The sequence below is a fragment of the Streptomyces sp. EDA2-14 genome, from assembly GCF_054963755.1.
In genome coordinates, this window is sequence record NZ_JBUEGE010000006.1 from 139,892 (window position 1) to 155,545 (window position 15,654).

At 70.6% G+C, this 15,654-nt stretch carries 13 protein-coding genes; 3 read left to right on the top strand and 10 right to left on the bottom strand.

Annotated elements, in window-relative coordinates:
• Nucleotides 1-141 precede the first annotated feature (141 nt).
• The 6 genes from ACY34M_RS18420 to ACY34M_RS18445 all read right to left on the bottom strand — a co-directional run bounded on the left by ACY34M_RS18420 (nucleotide 142) and on the right by ACY34M_RS18445 (nucleotide 8,585).
• A complete protein-coding gene (locus ACY34M_RS18420) occupies nucleotides 142-1,467 on the bottom strand; it encodes an amidohydrolase family protein (protein ID WP_462720285.1) in 1,326 nt (441 codons plus the stop codon).
• The gene (locus ACY34M_RS18425; protein WP_462720286.1) at nucleotides 1,464-2,807 is read right to left on the bottom strand and encodes a uracil-xanthine permease family protein; all 1,344 of its coding nucleotides are present in this window, start codon (nucleotides 2,805-2,807) and stop codon (nucleotides 1,464-1,466) included. The genes ACY34M_RS18420 and ACY34M_RS18425 overlap by 4 nt, the downstream gene beginning before the upstream one ends.
• A gap of 423 nt (nucleotides 2,808-3,230) precedes the next feature.
• Complete coding sequence (locus tag ACY34M_RS18430) at nucleotides 3,231-4,652, bottom strand: sugar porter family MFS transporter (protein ID WP_462720287.1); 1,422 nt, start codon at nucleotides 4,650-4,652, stop codon at nucleotides 3,231-3,233.
• A 103-nt stretch (nucleotides 4,653-4,755) separates the two neighbouring features.
• Complete coding sequence (locus ACY34M_RS18435) at nucleotides 4,756-5,724, bottom strand: 1-phosphofructokinase family hexose kinase (protein WP_462720288.1); 969 nt, start codon at nucleotides 5,722-5,724, stop codon at nucleotides 4,756-4,758.
• The gene (locus ACY34M_RS18440) at nucleotides 5,721-7,109 is read right to left on the bottom strand and encodes an FGGY family carbohydrate kinase (protein ID WP_462720289.1); all 1,389 of its coding nucleotides are present in this window, start codon (nucleotides 7,107-7,109) and stop codon (nucleotides 5,721-5,723) included. Before ACY34M_RS18440 ends, ACY34M_RS18435 begins: the two co-directional genes overlap by 4 nt.
• A gap of 75 nt (nucleotides 7,110-7,184) precedes the next feature.
• Nucleotides 7,185-8,585 carry an FAD-binding oxidoreductase gene (locus ACY34M_RS18445; RefSeq protein WP_462720290.1) on the bottom strand — a complete coding sequence of 467 codons (1,401 nt, stop codon included), beginning with the start codon at nucleotides 8,583-8,585 and terminating at the stop codon, nucleotides 7,185-7,187.
• Nucleotides 8,586-8,751: 166 nt separating this feature from the next.
• Here ACY34M_RS18445 and ACY34M_RS18450 point away from each other — a divergent pair, with 166 nt between their 5' ends.
• From ACY34M_RS18450 to ACY34M_RS18460, 3 genes are all read left to right on the top strand, one after another.
• A complete protein-coding gene (locus ACY34M_RS18450) occupies nucleotides 8,752-9,600 on the top strand; it encodes a class I fructose-bisphosphate aldolase (protein WP_462720291.1) in 849 nt (282 codons plus the stop codon).
• A 75-nt stretch (nucleotides 9,601-9,675) separates the two neighbouring features.
• The gene (locus ACY34M_RS18455; RefSeq protein WP_462720292.1) at nucleotides 9,676-10,629 is read left to right on the top strand and encodes a YhfZ family protein; all 954 of its coding nucleotides are present in this window, start codon (nucleotides 9,676-9,678) and stop codon (nucleotides 10,627-10,629) included.
• Nucleotides 10,630-10,901: 272 nt separating this feature from the next.
• Complete coding sequence (locus ACY34M_RS18460; RefSeq protein ID WP_462720293.1) at nucleotides 10,902-11,042, top strand: hypothetical protein; 141 nt, start codon at nucleotides 10,902-10,904, stop codon at nucleotides 11,040-11,042.
• A 512-nt stretch (nucleotides 11,043-11,554) separates the two neighbouring features.
• On the opposite strand, the gene ACY34M_RS18465 is transcribed toward ACY34M_RS18460, so the two are convergent.
• From ACY34M_RS18465 to ACY34M_RS18480, 4 genes are all read right to left on the bottom strand, one after another.
• Entirely contained in the window at nucleotides 11,555-12,121 is a 567-nt protein-coding gene (locus ACY34M_RS18465) for a DUF3618 domain-containing protein (RefSeq protein WP_462720294.1), read from the bottom strand.
• Nucleotides 12,097-12,531 (bottom strand): phage holin family protein, encoded by a 435-nt coding sequence (locus tag ACY34M_RS18470; RefSeq protein WP_462720295.1) that lies wholly within the window; start codon nucleotides 12,529-12,531, stop codon nucleotides 12,097-12,099. Before ACY34M_RS18470 ends, ACY34M_RS18465 begins: the two co-directional genes overlap by 25 nt.
• A gap of 9 nt (nucleotides 12,532-12,540) precedes the next feature.
• A complete protein-coding gene (locus ACY34M_RS18475) occupies nucleotides 12,541-13,251 on the bottom strand; it encodes a hypothetical protein (RefSeq protein WP_462720296.1) in 711 nt (236 codons plus the stop codon).
• 1,495 nt (nucleotides 13,252-14,746) lie between these two features.
• Nucleotides 14,747-15,628, bottom strand: a complete 882-nt coding sequence (locus ACY34M_RS18480; protein WP_462720297.1) for an alpha/beta fold hydrolase — start codon at nucleotides 15,626-15,628, stop codon at nucleotides 14,747-14,749.
• Nucleotides 15,629-15,654: the final 26 nt, after the last annotated feature.

A 15,654-nucleotide genomic window follows, 5' to 3' on the forward strand; every position in this document is an offset into this window, starting at 1 on the left:
GCACTCAGAGGCCCGCGTGCACGGTCGCGGCGGGCCCCTTCGTGGGCCCGGCGCCGTGGGCTGGCGCGGCCCCCGGTCGCCGGGGCCCGCACGCGATGGGGTCAGCCTGCACGGTGTGTGTTACCGGTGGGGATCGTGCTGTTACGCGGCCGTAAAGCTCGAGGCGAGGCCTTCCGCCAACTCCCCTGCCGGCAGCCGGACATGCTCCCCGCCGCGTACCAGTACCTCGCCCCCGACCAGCACGGCCGCCACCGTCCTGCTGCCCGCACACGTCAACAGCGTCGCCCCGGGATCGCGGACCGGAAGGCAGGCGTAGTCCCGGTCGAAGCGGTGCAGGACGAGGTCCGCCCGCATCCCCACCCGCACCCCGCCGTCCGGGTTCTCCTCGATTCCGAGCACCCGGTTCGCGCCGCCCGCCGCCATCGCGAACATCTCGGGGAACCCGAACAGATCCGCCTTGCGATGCGCGGCCCGCTGCAGATAGGCGCCGATGCGCAGCGCCTCCAGGATGTCCTGGGTGTCGTTGCTGGCGGCCCCGTCGACCCCGAGCCCAACGCTCAGGCCGGCCTCCAGCATCTCGGGCACCGGCGCGATCCCGCTGCCGAGCCGCATATTGCTCAGCGGGTTGTACGAGACACCGACGCCGTGCCGGGCGAGGGTGGCCCGCCCCTCGGCGTCGAGCTCCACACAGTGCACGGCGAGCAGCCGCTCCCACAGGAACCCGGCCCGCTCCAGATACTCGACAGCTCCGGCTCCCGTACGGTCACGGCACATCGTGTCGTCCGTCGTGCTCTCCAGCAGGTGCAGCGAGACGGGCAGCCCGCGCTCCTCGGCGTACGCGCGCACGGCGCCCATGCCCTCCGGCGTCAGACACCGCGGATTGGGCACGGCCAGACCGACGTCCACCCGGCTGCCGCGCGCCTGCGCGATCAGCTCGTCGGTGTGCGCGAGGGCCTCCTTCAACGGCTGCATCAGCCGCGGATCGAAGCCCCACTTGCGGCTCGGGTCGGCCCGGTCGGCGACGCCCCGGCACAGCACGGCCCGTACGCCGCTGTCCTTGAGGGCCCGCAGTACCGCGTCGTGCACCTCGGGCGACGGGTGCGGCCACATGTGCTCGACGAGCGTGGTGGTGCCGCTGCGCAGTGCTTCGGCCGCGGCGGCCGCGGCGGTCGCGTAGGCCCGCTCGGGCGTCAGCAGCGCCGCCTCCTCGCCGACGGCACTCAGCCACGCGAGCAGCCCGAGACCCTCACCGATGCCGCGCAGTCCGGCCTGGAAGAGATGGGTGTGGGTGTTGACGAGACCGGGAGTCAGATGCCCACCGCCGCCTTCCAACACCTCACCGGTGAGCGGGAGTTCACCGTGCGCGGTGAGCGCCGTGACCCGCCCGTCGGTGAGATGCACATCCATCCCGGGCAGCCAGCGGCCCCCGCTGTGGACGGTGACGTCCGTGATCGTCCGCGGTGTCATCGGGCGGGCTCCTTCCGGGGGCGGGCCGCGCCCGTGTGGTGGAACAGCAGATTGAGCAGGAACGCCACGATCCCGGTGACGGCGATACCGCTGTCCAGGACGGTGCGCAGGTACGAGGGGAGCGGCGCGTAGAAGTCCGGCGCGCCGAGCGGGATCATGCCGAGCGCGAAGGCGAGGGCGACGGTCAGCAGATTCCGCGGCTCGGTCAGATCGGCTCGCGCGAGGATGCGCAGTCCGACGGCGCCCACGGTTCCGAACATGACGAGCGAGACCCCGCCGAGGACCGGCCCCGGTACGGCGGCGACGGCGGCCCCGAGCACGGGCACGAACGCGAGCACCACCATCAACAGGCCGGACAGTGCCACCACTTGACGGCTCTTCACGCGCGTCACGCTCACCAGGCCCACCGACTGCCCGAACGTCACGATGGGGAAGGAGGCGAGTGCCCCCGACAGCACGGTGGCGGCCCCGTCCGCGCGCAGCGCCCGTACGACGGTGGGCGCGTCGTCGCCACGGCCGACGATCTGGCCGACCGCGAGGGTGTCGCCGACGGACTCCACCATGTTCACGAGCTGCACGACAAGCATCGCCGCGATGGCGGGCACCACGAACGTGGGCGCCCCGAAAGCGGTCGGATCGGGCGCCGTGACGACGCGCGCGTCCGCGACGCCCGACCCGTCGAACAGTCCCAGCGGCAGCGCGGCCAGGGTGCCCACGGCCATGGCGAGAAGCACCGAGAACCGGGCGAGCGCGGGCGGCGCGACACGCTCCACGACCACCACGAGCAGCACCGTCGCGGCGGCGAGCGCGAGCCCGCGCCCACCGCTGCCGCCGGCTCCCTCCCCGGCGACAAGACCGGCCGCGGAAGGCACCAGCGAGAACCCGATGACGGCGATGACCGTCCCGGTGACCAGCGGCGGAAACAGATGCAGACAGCGCCCGAACCACGGAGCGACGGCCAGCGTCACCAGGCCGGACACGGCGGTCGCCCCGAACACGGCGGCGAGCCCGTGCTCCTGCCCGATGAGGATCGCGGGGGTGATCGCGGTGAACGTGGAACCCATCACGATCGGCAACCGCGCCCCGAACCACTTGAGCCCCAGCGACTGCAACACGGTGGCGACCCCGCTGACCAGCAGATTGGCGCTGATGAGCAGCCGTATCCGGTCCTCGGGCAGATGCAGCGCGGTCCCCACGAGCAGCGGCATCGTGGCCATGCCCGCGTACGCGACGAGCAGGTGCTGCAGGCTCAGCGGCACGAGCCGCCGCCAGGGCGGCCGTACGTCGACGGGGTGGGGTCCTTGGTGTGCGGGCGCGACGGCATGCTCGACAACAGCCATCGTTCCTCCTCACAGCTCGGCGGAAGACGGCTGGTTAGCGCCCCGGCAGCCCCGCACCCGGACACCCACCGGCCGTTGCAGCCATGACCGGTGTGGGGGTGACGGTAGGGAGACGGTGTTTCGACGGCGTTGCGCTCAGGAAACCGCGGCGTACCCGATCACGAGCATGATCGCCCGGCGCGGGTGGGACACCGGCGACTACCGCGACGCCCAGCCCGGCAAGGGCATCACCGTGAACCCCGCCGGACGATTCACCGCCACGCTCGACACCAACACGGCCGTCGCGCCGCACGTCGGGGCCAGGACCTGCGCAGGTGGTGTCGGCCGACCGAGCCGAACGTCTGGGCGTCGGTCGCACGGCTGTCCTGGACAGCAAGCCGTCAAGGGCTCATCGCCGGGAGGGAAGAGGGAAGCAGCAGCCCGTCATCCTGTCTGACCCAGGTCCTCCAGGCTCCTCCCCCGGGTTTCGGGGACGAGCGTCGCAGTGAAGACCAGGGAAAGCAGGCAGATGCCGGAGAACAGGAAGAAGGTGCCGGAGGCGCCGATGCCGTCGACGAGGACCGGGAAGAACTGCGAGACGAGGTAGTTGCCGCCCCAGAGCGCGAACGTAGCGACGGACGCGGCCACTCCCCGCACCCGGGTGGGGAAGATCTCCGAGATGATCACGTAGGCGACCGTGCCGAAGGAGACCGCGAAGAATCCCACGTAGGCGAGGATCAGGACGAGGAGCAGGGTCGCGTTGGGGTGGGCCGCCCGGAAAACCAGGCCGGTACCCGCGAGGAGGACGGTCATCGCGGTCGAGCCGACCAGCAGCAGGGCGCGGCGGCCCACGCGGTCGATGAGGCGCATGGACACCAGGGTCGCCACGACGAGGACGACGCCGATCAGCACGGTGCTCGTCATGGCGCCGTCGGAGCCGAAGCCGGCGGTGCGGAACACCTCGGGGGCGTAGTAGAAGATCGCGTTGATGCCGGTGATCTGTTGGAAGAGTGCCACTCCGACGCCGACGACGAGCATGCGGCGCAGTGCCGGTGCCAGCAGCTCGCGCAGCCCGCCGTGTTCCTGGGCCAGGGCACTCTCGATGGCCGCCCGTTCCGAACGGGCCGCTTCCGGGGTGGCGTTGACGCGTTCCAGGACGGTCAGTGCCTCGTCGCTGCGTCCCTTGCGGACCAGCCAGCGCGGGCTTTCGGGCACCAGGAACAGCAGGAGGAAGAAGGCGATCGCGGGGATCACGCCGAGGGCGAAGATCCAGCGCCAGCCCTGGTCGACGTTCCACGCCTCGCTGTTGACGTGGGCGATGACCGCGCTGGCGGCGAAGACAACGAGGTTGCCGATGGTGTTGAAGAGCTGGTTGAAGGAGACGAGGCGGCCGCGGACGGCGGCCGGGGCGACCTCGGCGATGTAGAGCGGGGCCACCGTCGTCTCGGTGCCGATCCCGATGCCGACCAGGATGCGGAAGAACACCAGCCATCCGGGGGTCGGGGCGAGGGCCTCGCCGCAGGCGCCGACGACGAACACGAGGGCCGTGCCGAGCATGACCTTCTTGCGGCCCACGACGTCGCTGAGACGTCCTGCGATGATCACGCCGATGACGCAGCCGACGACGATGCTGGAGGTGACCCAGCCCAAGCCGCCGGGGGTGAGGTGGAATCGGTCCTGGATGAAGCCGGTGGAGCCGGATATGGCGCCGTTGTCGAAGCCGAAGAGGAAGCCGCCGACAGCGGTGACCATGGTGATGACGACGACATTGGCCATGTGCCCGCGCCCGTTGCCGCGGCGGGGGCTTTCGATGGTGCCGGTGCCCCGTCCGGTGGCGGTGCCGGCCGGGGAGGATGTGCTGTCCATCAGGACCTCCGTCCTGGAGGGCCTGGGCGGCCCTGGGGTGGTTGTCGGTCTCACGCGGTGCGGTCGCCCGGCTTCAGACGCCGGCGTCCGTCGCGCAAGGAACTCAGTCGCCGGTACGGCGGACGGTGACCCGCTCGTAGAGGGAGCGGACGGGGTGGTCACCGGCCAGTCCGGCGGTGATCGAGGCCGCGTTGGAGGCGCCGCAGGCGGCGGCGACGCGCAGGTGGCGGCCCCAGCCTCGGTCGGTGGCGGTGATCAGGCTGTGCACGAGGCCCGCGCAGAACGCGTCGCCGGAGCCGACCGCGCTGCGGGTGGGCACGTCGGGGGCGGTCACCTCGTAGGTGCCGTCGGGCGTGACGGCGAGGGTGGGGCGGGGGCCGTTGGTGACGATGACGCATCCGGCGCCTGCTTCGCGCCAGGCCCGCGCGGTGGCGAGCACGGAGCCTTCCGCGCCGGGCACGGCGGCGAGTTCATCGGCGTTGACCTTCACCACGCCGGGACGGGACCGAATTGCGGCGGCGAGGGCCGGGCCGTGCGCGTCCAGGATCGTGAGAACCGATGTGGGTGCTTCCGTGATCCAGCGCGCGTACAGATCGTCCGGTGCCCCGGGTGGCAGGCTCCCGGTGCAGACCAGGGCGGCAGCGCCGTCGACGGAACGGGCGAACGCCTCGTCGAGGGCGTCGAGTTCGGCCTTGTCGACCTCGGCGCCCGCGGCGTTGTAGACCGTGGCCTTGTCCGGGTCGGCGAGGTCGACCAGTACCTCGTTGACGCGGGTCGCGCCGCGGGTGGTGACCAAGTCGGCCGCGAGGCTTTCGGCATCGAGGAGGTCGCGCAGGAGGCGTCCGGTGGGGCCGCCCGCGAAGCCGAACAGGTGGGGCGCCGGGTGCGGGACAGGTGTCACCGGCGGATCGGTGGCGAGGCCCGCGAGGACCCTGGCCACGTTGACCGCCTTGCCGCCGGCGAGGGTCTCGCTGCGGACGAGGCGGTGGACGCTGCCGGGCTGGTTGTGGTCGACGACGAGGAGCCGTTCGATCGCGGGGTTGACGGAGGCGAGGGCGATGGCGGTGTTCACTGCGGGCCGTCTTCCTTGTGCGCGGCGGGATTCGGAGGTGGTGCGTCGGCGCCCCCGGGCAGCACCGCGTCCCGGGCGATGCGGGCGGCGGACTCGGCCACCGGCTCGGCCACTGCGCGCACGTCCAGCGAGAGGCCCCAACGCGCCTCGCGGTGGGCGGCCATTTCGGGGCGGCGCCACAGCGATCCGGCAAGAGCCACGGTGCCGGGCCGTACGCCGGCCAGCGCGCACATGTCGCCGAGGACGTCACGGGTGTGATCGGCGACCCGGTCGAGTGCGTGGCGTACGAGATCGGCGGCGCGCAGTCCGGGAGTGAGCCCGGAGATGCTGAGCAGCCCCTCGTCGGTGGTGTCGGGGCGGGCCAGGTCGACGTGCAGACCTGCGGCGGAGCCCGGGGGTTGGGTGGCCAGTGCTTCGAAGAGGGCGTCGAAGTCGCTGTCGTAGAACAGGTCGGCGAGGAGCTGGACCAGCTTGCCGGTGGGGGTGGCGCTGCCCAGGAGATAGCCCTCGGTCGACCAGGAGCGGCTGTGGTCGATGCCGAGATCCCGGGCTCTGCGCTCGGGGGCGTAGACGTCGGAGGCGACCATCAGGTACTCGGAGGTGCCGATCGAGTCCAGTACGCGGGCCCCGCTGTCACGGTGGACACCGTGGGCGGCGACGACTTGGTCGTGGCCGCCGATGACGACGGGGACCTGGTCGGCCAGGGGCACGCCGGGCAGGGCGTCGCGGCGCAGGGTGCCCGCGGTGGCGCCCACCGGCAGCGGCTCGGGGAACATCTCCGGCGTGAGGTCCAGGCGCCGCATGATATCCGTCAGGGGCTTCAGCGTGACGAGATCGAAGCACTGGCTGTGTGTGAGTTGGGCTGCGGCGGAGGTCCAGCGGCCCGTCATCCGGTGCACGGCGAAGCTGCCGAAGTCCACCCAGCGGGCCGTGGCTCGCCACAACTCGGGTTGTGCGGAACGCAGTTGCGCGGTGCGTTCGGGGGTCTGGGCGGGGCGGTGACGCATGCCGGTCGCGGTGTAGTGCTCGTAGGAGTCGAGAAGTTCGGCGGTGTCCGGGTCCAGTGCGGACCGGGGCGGGTTCTGCCACCAGCCGAGCGAGGGGTGGAGTGCCCGCCCGCCCGCATCCACGGGGACGGCCTCCTCCTGACCGAAGCTGGCCACGCAGACCCCGGCAAGCGCTCCGTGGGGGTGTGCGGTGGTGGCCGCGTACCGGCCGACGAGTTCGGCGGTACGGGCCCACACCTCCTCGGCGTCGTGGAAGGTGAGCCCGTCACGGGTGACGGTGGGGGTGCGGACGCGGCCCGCGGGCAGGACGGTTCCCTCGTCCGTGACGCCGACCGTCTTGAGGTGGGTGGTGCCGATGTCGATGCCTAGAAACCACATTGTTTCCGGGCCTCCTCACACGTCGGGGGTGCGGGCCACCGTGCGGCGGCGGGGCGGGAAGGGGCGGGTACGGCGTCAGTTCAGTCCGAGCTTGCCGGGGTTGAGGACACCGTCCGGATCGAGGGTGTTCTTCAGGCGGCGCAGGACGAGGTGGCTCGCGCCGAGGGACCTGCGGGTGTACGGGGAGCGGGCCAGGCCGCCGCCGTGGTGGTGGGAGAGTTCGGCGCCGTGCTCGAGGGCCACCGCCATCGCGGTCGCCCAGATCTCGCGGAGCCGCTCGACGGCGGCGTCGTCGGATTCCGCATGGCCGCGCAGGATGAGGTAGAGGGAGGTGCCCTGGGTGTACACGTGGGAGAAGTGGCCGAGGACCTCGTCGGCGAGCGGAGCCAGGGCCTTCGTCATCGCGTGGTAGAGCGGCAGGATGCCGCGCCAGGTGTGGGCGACCTCGATGGTCTCGGCGAATCCCCCCTCCTGGTCCAGGAGTGTCTCGACGGAGGAGAAGTCGAAGCGGCGGCCCATCCACTTCTGGGCGCCCTCGGGGCCGGTGAGGGTGCCGCCGTGTTCGGCGACGATGCGGCCCAGCGCGTCGAGTTCGGCGCGGGCGACGGCGTCCGGGCCCTGCGTCCCGGCGAACATCACGGCGGTGTCGACCGTCTCGTCCTGCAGCGCGTGGCGCGCCTCGACGGGGTCGTACAGGCGCAGCAGGAACGGGCGCAGCCCGGCGGCGGCCTGAGCGCGCATCACCGCGACGCCCGCCTCCACGGACGGCAGGGTGTACGTCTCCAGCAGACGGGTCTCGGGCAGCGGGAACACCTTGAGGGTGACGGAAGTGATCACGCCCAACGTCCCTTCGGAGCCGAGGAAGAGACGGCGCAGGTCCGGGCCCATGGCCGCGCGCGGCGACGCCGTCAGGCGCAGTGTTTCACCGGTGGCCAGGATGACCGTGTAGCCGGTCACCAGGTCTTCGATGCCGCCGTAGTACGAGGAGAACTGGCCGGTCGCGAGTGTCGCGAGCCAGCCGCCGACGCTGGAGCGGTAGAGCGACTGGGGTGAGTGGCCGAGCGTGTAGCCGCGGGCCTGGAGCGCGTCCTCCAGTTCTCCGCCGTTGCAGCTCGCGGAGGCGGTGACGACGAGGTCCTCCTCGTCGAGTTCGTGACCGGCCGGCAGCGCGGAGAGGTCGAGGACGATGCCACCGCGTACGGGCAGGGGCTGACCGGTGACGGACGAGCCGAGACCGCGCGCGGTGACGGGGACGTCGTGCTGTGCGGCCGTGGCCAGCACGGTGCGGATCTGCTCCTCGTCGGCGGGGCGGACCACCACGTCGCCGCGGTTCTCGTGCCGGTCGAGCCGCGCGAGCTTGGTCGACAGGGGCCAGGAGTCGTGACTGGAGGCGTCGAGGGACGTGTCGTCGGTGCGGACGGCCTCCGGCCCCAGCACGCTGGTCAGCGTGGCCAGAGTCGTGGACAGGTCTGCCATGAGGAGCTCCTGGGTTGCGGGATCCGGCGTTCGTCGGAGCGGGTCGGTCACGCTGCCGCTGGTGGGCCGGGGCGGCTCGATTGACAGCCGCCGTTCCGGATCCTAGGCTCAAAATGCAATTCTCCGCAAGCTGCATATTGCCGCATACTCAAGAAAGCGAGTCACCATGGACGCGCGGACCGGTAAGAAGATCAGGCTCGGGCGGCTGGTGCGCCCCGAGAGCGGACGGGCCGTGGTCGTGGCCGCCTCGCACAGCGTCAACAGCGGCCCCACCGAAGGGCTGCGCACCCTCGACGAGATCCGCGCCGTCTTCGCCCGGATGCGCGGCGCCGACGCGATCATGGTGACGCCGGGCCTGGTGCCGCACGTGGAGTCGACCTTCGTCGGTCGCGACCGGCCGGGCCTCGTCCTCCACCTGGACTGGAAGAACCACGCCCGCGGCGTCTACACGCCGGGCGCCGACGGACGCGGCGAGGGCGTGCTCGCCCAGCTCGCCGACCTGGAGTCGGTGGCCGCGGCCGGCGTCGACGCCGTCATGACGTACCTCTACGTCGGCCAGCGCGACAGCCGCCTGGAGCGTGCGGAGATCGAGCGCAACGCGCGGATCGTGCGGGACTGCGAGCGGCTCGGCCTCGGCGTCATCATCGAACCGCGCTCGGCCCTGGAGGGCGACGACCCCGATGCGCTGAGCGCCAAGGTGATGAGCACGTACTGTCGCATCTCCGCCGACATCGGCGCCGACCTCGTCAAGGCGCTCTGGCCCGGATCGGCGGAGGCCTGGCAGGAGGTCACCTCCAACACCTACGCGCCGGTGCTGCTGGCCGGCGGCAAGGGCGGCGACGACCCCGAGGACACGCTGCGGCTGGCCGCCGACGCCGTGGGCGCGGGCGGCGGGGGCGTGATGTTCGGGCGCCGGGTGTTCCGCGCGCCCAGTCCGGAGGCTGTGTTGTCCGGGCTCGCGGCGGTCGTCCATGATGGGATGTCCGCCGACGCGGCCGGGAAGTTCCTCGGCTGACCCTCCATCAACGCGCCTGCGGCCCGGCACTCCGGACCGCGGGCACCGGATCACGCGAGAGCACACGCAGACCTGATGACAGTGACCCCCAGCACGGCCGGAGACCCGGCGGCGGCCATCGCCCGTGACGCCCTGCGCGTCGGCATCGACGGCCGCCTCCCGACCACGACGCACTACCAGGACGTCCTGGGCGTCGGATCCGGGACGGTGCAGAAGGCACTGCGCTCACTGCGCGACGAACAGGCCCTGTCCCTGGTGGCCCGTGGCCACCAGGGCACCTTCGTCACCGCCCTGGACACCGGAAAACTCTGGGCGGTGGCCCGCCTCGCCCCGGTGCACCTGCTGCTGCCGCCGAACGCGCCGCCAGAAGCCACCACTGTCGCCCGGACCGTGGCACGTGTCTTCGCCGACCACGGCATCCTCACCACGGTGGGACATCTTCGGGGTGCCGAGAGCCGGTTGACGGCACTCGACTCCGAACAGGCGGATCTCGCGCTGGTGTCGGCGGGCGCCGCGAGCGACCTCCTCAGGCCGGCCACCGTGGGAGGACACCGCTCGGTCAGCCTCGGCGAAGGCACCTACTACGCCCCGGACACCCTGGCTGTGGTCTCCCGCGCGGACTCCTCCGCCGACCACGGCTCCGGCCCTCTGCGCGTGGGCATGGACCCGGCCTCCGACGACCACCGACGGCTCACCCGGGCGCAATTCCCGCCGGACGGCGTGGAATACGTGGAGACCGACTTCACGCAGGTGCCGCGTGCCGTGCTGCTCGGCACGATCGACACCGGCGTGTGGCACACAGTGGACACCCTGATCCCGCTGGAGGCCGCGGGCCTGCGTACCGCTCCGCTCTCCACCTCCGAGGCCCTCCGACTCGCCTCTGCCATCTCCCCCGCCGTGCTCGTGGCCCGCGAGGACAATCTGCCCGGCATCCTGTTGGAACGCGCGGCTCCGCACATCACGCCCGACATCGCCGATGACTCCGCCTCTACGGTCCATCCGCCCATGCGGATCGACGCAGACGAATAGTCACCGTGCACGCGAACGTGCAAGCCGAGGCCAGGGTGACTGGGAGCGCACGGGCTTGCCAGCATGGGCGGGGATTCCCAGCCTTGCCCAGGCGCCGGTCTCGGCCATGCCGTGCCGTTCGGAAAAGCTGCTCGCCGCTGCTCGGAGTGGTCCTGGCGCTGCCCTTGTCGAATACCCCATCCACAGGTGAGAGCGGTTTCCCATCGCCGGCCGCGGTCGCTCGGGTCAGCGCTCTCACGCGGCTCGCAGTGGGCGCGACATGATGACCGACCGTGCCACCGCGACTGACCCACCTCGGCGTGACGAACGCGTTCGCCATGCTGCGCCTGCTACCGATGAGCGACCGGGACAAGGACGCGGAGATCCTCGCCCTGCGCCATCAGATCACGGTGCCAGAACACCAACTCGGCTAGGCCGGACCGTAGTTCAACCCGCGCGATCGGGCGTTCCCATACCGGCTTCCGAGGAATGTGCCGCGCCACCTGCGACTGCTGGTGCGCCCCGACACACGGTACTGCGATGGCATCGCGATCTGCTCACACGCCGCCACGCTGCCGCCTCACGGCCCAAGCGCCCGGGACGACCACGGACCAGCCGGACGCTCGGCCGCTGGACGGAGGCAGTCAGCGCACAGGCACCGTGACGGCGGAGGGGGCCGGGCGCGCTACGACATGAACTTCACCGAATGGCTCTGCCCGCTGCCCCATCGGCGAAGACGCGTCCGGCCCCCAATACCGCCGCCTTCTCCCCTTGCCCTGTGCTGCTGCGCCGACTTCGATGACCGCCGACGAACGACCCGAACCCCGGCGCCGGCCGGACCACGGCGGTCACCCCTGTCTACCTCATCCGTCACATACACCCACCAAGTTGCCCGGAGGATCAAGCGCAATGACCTCTCAACGGGGCGGGCGGCGGGGTGCGCTGTTCACTGCCCGCCCGGGCGGGCTTCCTCACCGGTTTCCCGGACCCCCTGGGCAGCGGTTTCCTTGACGGACGTGACAGCTTCGGAGACTGGTTCGCGCATCTCCTCGCGTACGTCCTTGGCCGCATCGAGCGCGGCCTCCTTGGCAGGTTGTGCCAGTTCGCCGGCCTGCTCACGCAACTGCTGACCGGCACGCACTTCAGGAGTCGACGTCGGCAACAGAGCTGCGGCCAACGCGCCCGTTCCAAAGGCGATGATGCCCGCGGCCAGGGGGCTCCCCCGGGTCTGGCGCCGCATCCGGTCGGGCATCTGCTGGGCGGTTTCGCCGACGCTCTCCGCGGTGTCCTTCATCGCGCCGCCGACGCCCTGAAGTGTGTTCTCCCGGTCGTCGGGAGTCACCGAACCCATCACACGCTCCTTCACACCGGTCAGCCGCTGCCGCATCCGGTCGGCCTTGCGGCGGGCCACCCTGGTCGGCCCCACCTTGTCCGCGAGACGGTCGACGTCCCGCGCCAAGTGGGCTCGCGTCTCCTCTACGTCCTTCCTCAGTTCGTGGGGTTCCGTGCCCATGCGGCATCCTCCTTGAGCGTTTCCACCGTCTCTTGAGGCTTGAGGCTGATCTCACCGAGTTTCTGGCGGCCGTGGGCGTACAGGACGCCGGCACCGGCGGCCCACAGGGCGCCGATGATCAGTGCCGCCCAGGAGAGGTCCATGACGTGGGCAAGCCCGAATATTGCGGCGAGACTGATCAGGATCAGGGCAATGTGAGCCGCCACGCCTGCGCCCGCCAGGGCCCTTGCGGCACCGCCCGCCTTCTTCGACTCCAGTTTCACTTCAGCCTTGGCGAGCTCGATCTCGTTACGGACGAGCCGGGTGAGATCGGTGCTGATCTCGCCGATCAGATCTCCGACCGACGTGTCCGAGGCAGCCGGAACCTTGTCGGGTTCGCCGCCCGCCGAGGTCCGTTCCGAAGGAGACATGGCCGTCCCTCACCGCTTTCGAGGTCGACGCGCGACCGCCGGATCGCCCGGGGTACCAGCCGTCGGCGGCTCGGCCGGTGGACCTGCGGGGAGAGGCTCGGCCCCCTCAGGGGCTCCCGCGGACATCTCGGTGCGGCTCATCCCACCTCCAGGTGCCAAGCCGCCTGTTCCCGGCACGTGCGCGGCGGCACCAGACGGCTCGGACACCGCGGTCCGAGATGATGAGGCGGTCATCGCCTTCCCGGCACGCGCCGCCGTGAAGCCGGCCAGGGCGGCCGCGGCGAGAAATGCGCCGGGACGCCGCCGTGCGAAATCCTGCAGATCGCCCAGGAGGCCTTGCGGCCCTCGGTCCTCCAGGCGCGAGGCCACCTCGTAGCCCCCGTCGGCGATGTCTCGCACCACGCCGACCAGGGCGGAGTCCGGTTTGCTCTGGTAGCTCATCTCGCGCAACTCGTCCGAGAGTTTGCGGATGTTCTCCGCCAATCGGCGGGCTTGGCTGTCCGCCTGCTCCGTCAGGCGATCGCGCGCCTCACCGGCGATCCGACGGCCTTGTGCTGCTGCTTCGCCCGCGGTGGAGGCTGCCTGCTCTTTTGCCGTCCGGCCGACGTCGGCGGCCTGCCGGGTCACGGCGCCTGCCGCTTCCGGCCCGCGGCCTTCGGGGACATTGGGAGTCGCCACACGGCCTTCCTCTTGCCTGCGTTTTTCCTCGCGATCGCTCATCAGTTGCTCCTTGGGGAAACGGGGGGGGGGAGCACGAGATGTCCGGGAAAGTGGAACCCGACTCGCCAGGAACGGGGCAACCGCTCGTGGCCGGAGAGTTCAGCCGCCGGTCAGCGACCGGAGGAGTCGGGTCGCCGCCCCAGAGGCGCGGCCAAAGCTTGCTCAGCGCCGCTCGCAGGGGCGATGCCAGGTCGAGCAGACCGTCACTGGCGCACCGTGTGCGCCTCAGGATCTGGTGACAGGCTCGTGTGGAGCGATGGACGGAAACACGGCCGCACCTCCGGTGCGCTGGGGGCTCTGCGTTCCGCTGCTTCTGGTGAGATGAACAGCAGCGGGTCGTCCTTGCAGAGAGACATAGCGTTGAAATGCGCTCCGCATGTCAGTCAACGCCCGCCGCACCGGCCTGTCAACGCGCATTCGCACGGCAGGCGGAATCCGCCCCTCACACACGCAGACGGACGCCGTAAGAGGAGACCAGCGGCGTCGGCGTGGCAGCTCGCCCGGAGCGATTCGAGCAGTGCCGCGTCACGTCAGGCTGCGCACTTCGGGTACGCCATCGTGTACGTGGACGCGCACGCAGGATGGTCCGCTTCCTCAGCCGGGCCGACATCGACGACCCGTCAAACGCCTACGGCTGCGCCGGCAACCAGGGCTGCGCGAATTCGCCTGCCGGGTTGACCAAGTTCCGGACCGGGCGCGGACCAACTCGGCTTCGCTGCCCGCATCGGCCCGCACGACCTGCGCCACACCACCGCCACCGTCATGACCTCCTCCGGGGTACCGATGGCCCGACAACCGTGCGACAACCCCCGCCGTGGACAACGAAGAGGCCGCCTCCGCGATTCTGCGGAGGCGGCCTGCGACCTGCGACCTGCGACCTGCGACCTGCGACCTGCGACCTGCGTAAACGCTGGTCGGGACGACAGGATTTGAACCTGCGGCCCCTTGCCCCCCAACCGGCGCACTTCACCGCCGACCGACCCATCACTAGATCGGCACCAAACCCCGCACGACGGGCTGACAAGCACGAACGAGGATCAGCACACTCAGTACATGCGATATGAGGAGAGAGCCAAGCTCACGGCAGTGAAAGCACTGGTCCCGGCGGCCATCCTTGTCTCCTCACCAGTGCTGCTGATAGCAGGGGCGCCGATTCGTCGCCGATACCTCCGCCATATCTACCGGGAGGATGCCCCGCAGATCCTGAACAAGGAGCGGGGCCAGGTCAGCGTCCACTACTTCGTGGTCACCAACCCTCTTCTCGGATGGATCTGCCAGCCCACCGAAGCACTCGCCCGTCTCATCTCACCCCGAGGTCAAAACTCAAGCGAAGAAGCCGTGTCACACCCTCGCTGCGAGTAGTTTTCAGCGGGTTGACGGAGGGCGAGAAGGAGAGCATCACTCCCCCACTGTGAGGCGGCGACACCTGTGGTTGTGACGAGGCCCCACTGCGTGCATGCCACTTCAGCTCGCCAACCTCGGCGGTCAGGAGCGGTTACAGATGCGTGGCCAGGAACGGAAGAACGGCGTCGGCCATCTCGTCGGGCACTTCCTCCGCCAGGTCGTGGCCGGCGTCGAAGACGTGCCCGGTGACGTCGTGAGCCATGAGTCGCATCTGGGACTCGTTGCGGTCACCGATGAACGCCGATCCGCCCAGGGCCAGGACTGGGATGTCCAGTTTCTTCTGTGCGGCTTGCCGGTTCTGTTCGGCGTCGACGAGCATCTCCCGGTAGATCGAGAGCATCGCGCGGATGCCGCCGGGCATGGAGTAGCAGCGTACGTATTCGTCGACCGCGTCGGGGGTGGCGGTGTCGGGGTGGCTGCGCTCGTTCTTGATCATGTAGGTGATGAGCTCGCGCTCGTGCCCGGTGATCAGCATCTCGGGTACGTCGGGCTGGAAGTAGAAGCCCAGATGCCACAGGTGCATGCCGCTGGAGACGTTCTCGGGGGTGAGGGCCGTGTGGTCCTCGAAGCCGAATCCGGGAAACAGTGCCTCGGCGAACACGAGGGCACTGACGTGGTCGCGGTGGCGGGCGGCGAGCTGGTAGCCGATCACCGCTCCCCAGTCCTCACCCGCTACGGCGTATGTCCCGTGGCCGAGGTGGTTCATCAGCTCGGCGATGTCGTCGCTCATCGTCGCGGAGTCGTAGCCGTCCGACGGTCGGGCGGAGTCGCCGAGACCGCGGAGGTCCGGCACGACGACGGTGTGGTGGGGCGTCAGCTTCAGGACGAGGTGGCGCCAGTGATAGCTGGTTTTGGGCACGCCGTGCAGGAGCACCACTGCGGGGCCGGACCCGGCTGTGCGGTAGTGCAGACTCGTTCCATTGACCGCGGCGCGGCCCGTGCGGACAGGCGTTGCCTCATGATCGAACATCATGTTCGCCAACCTTCCTGGTACTTCGC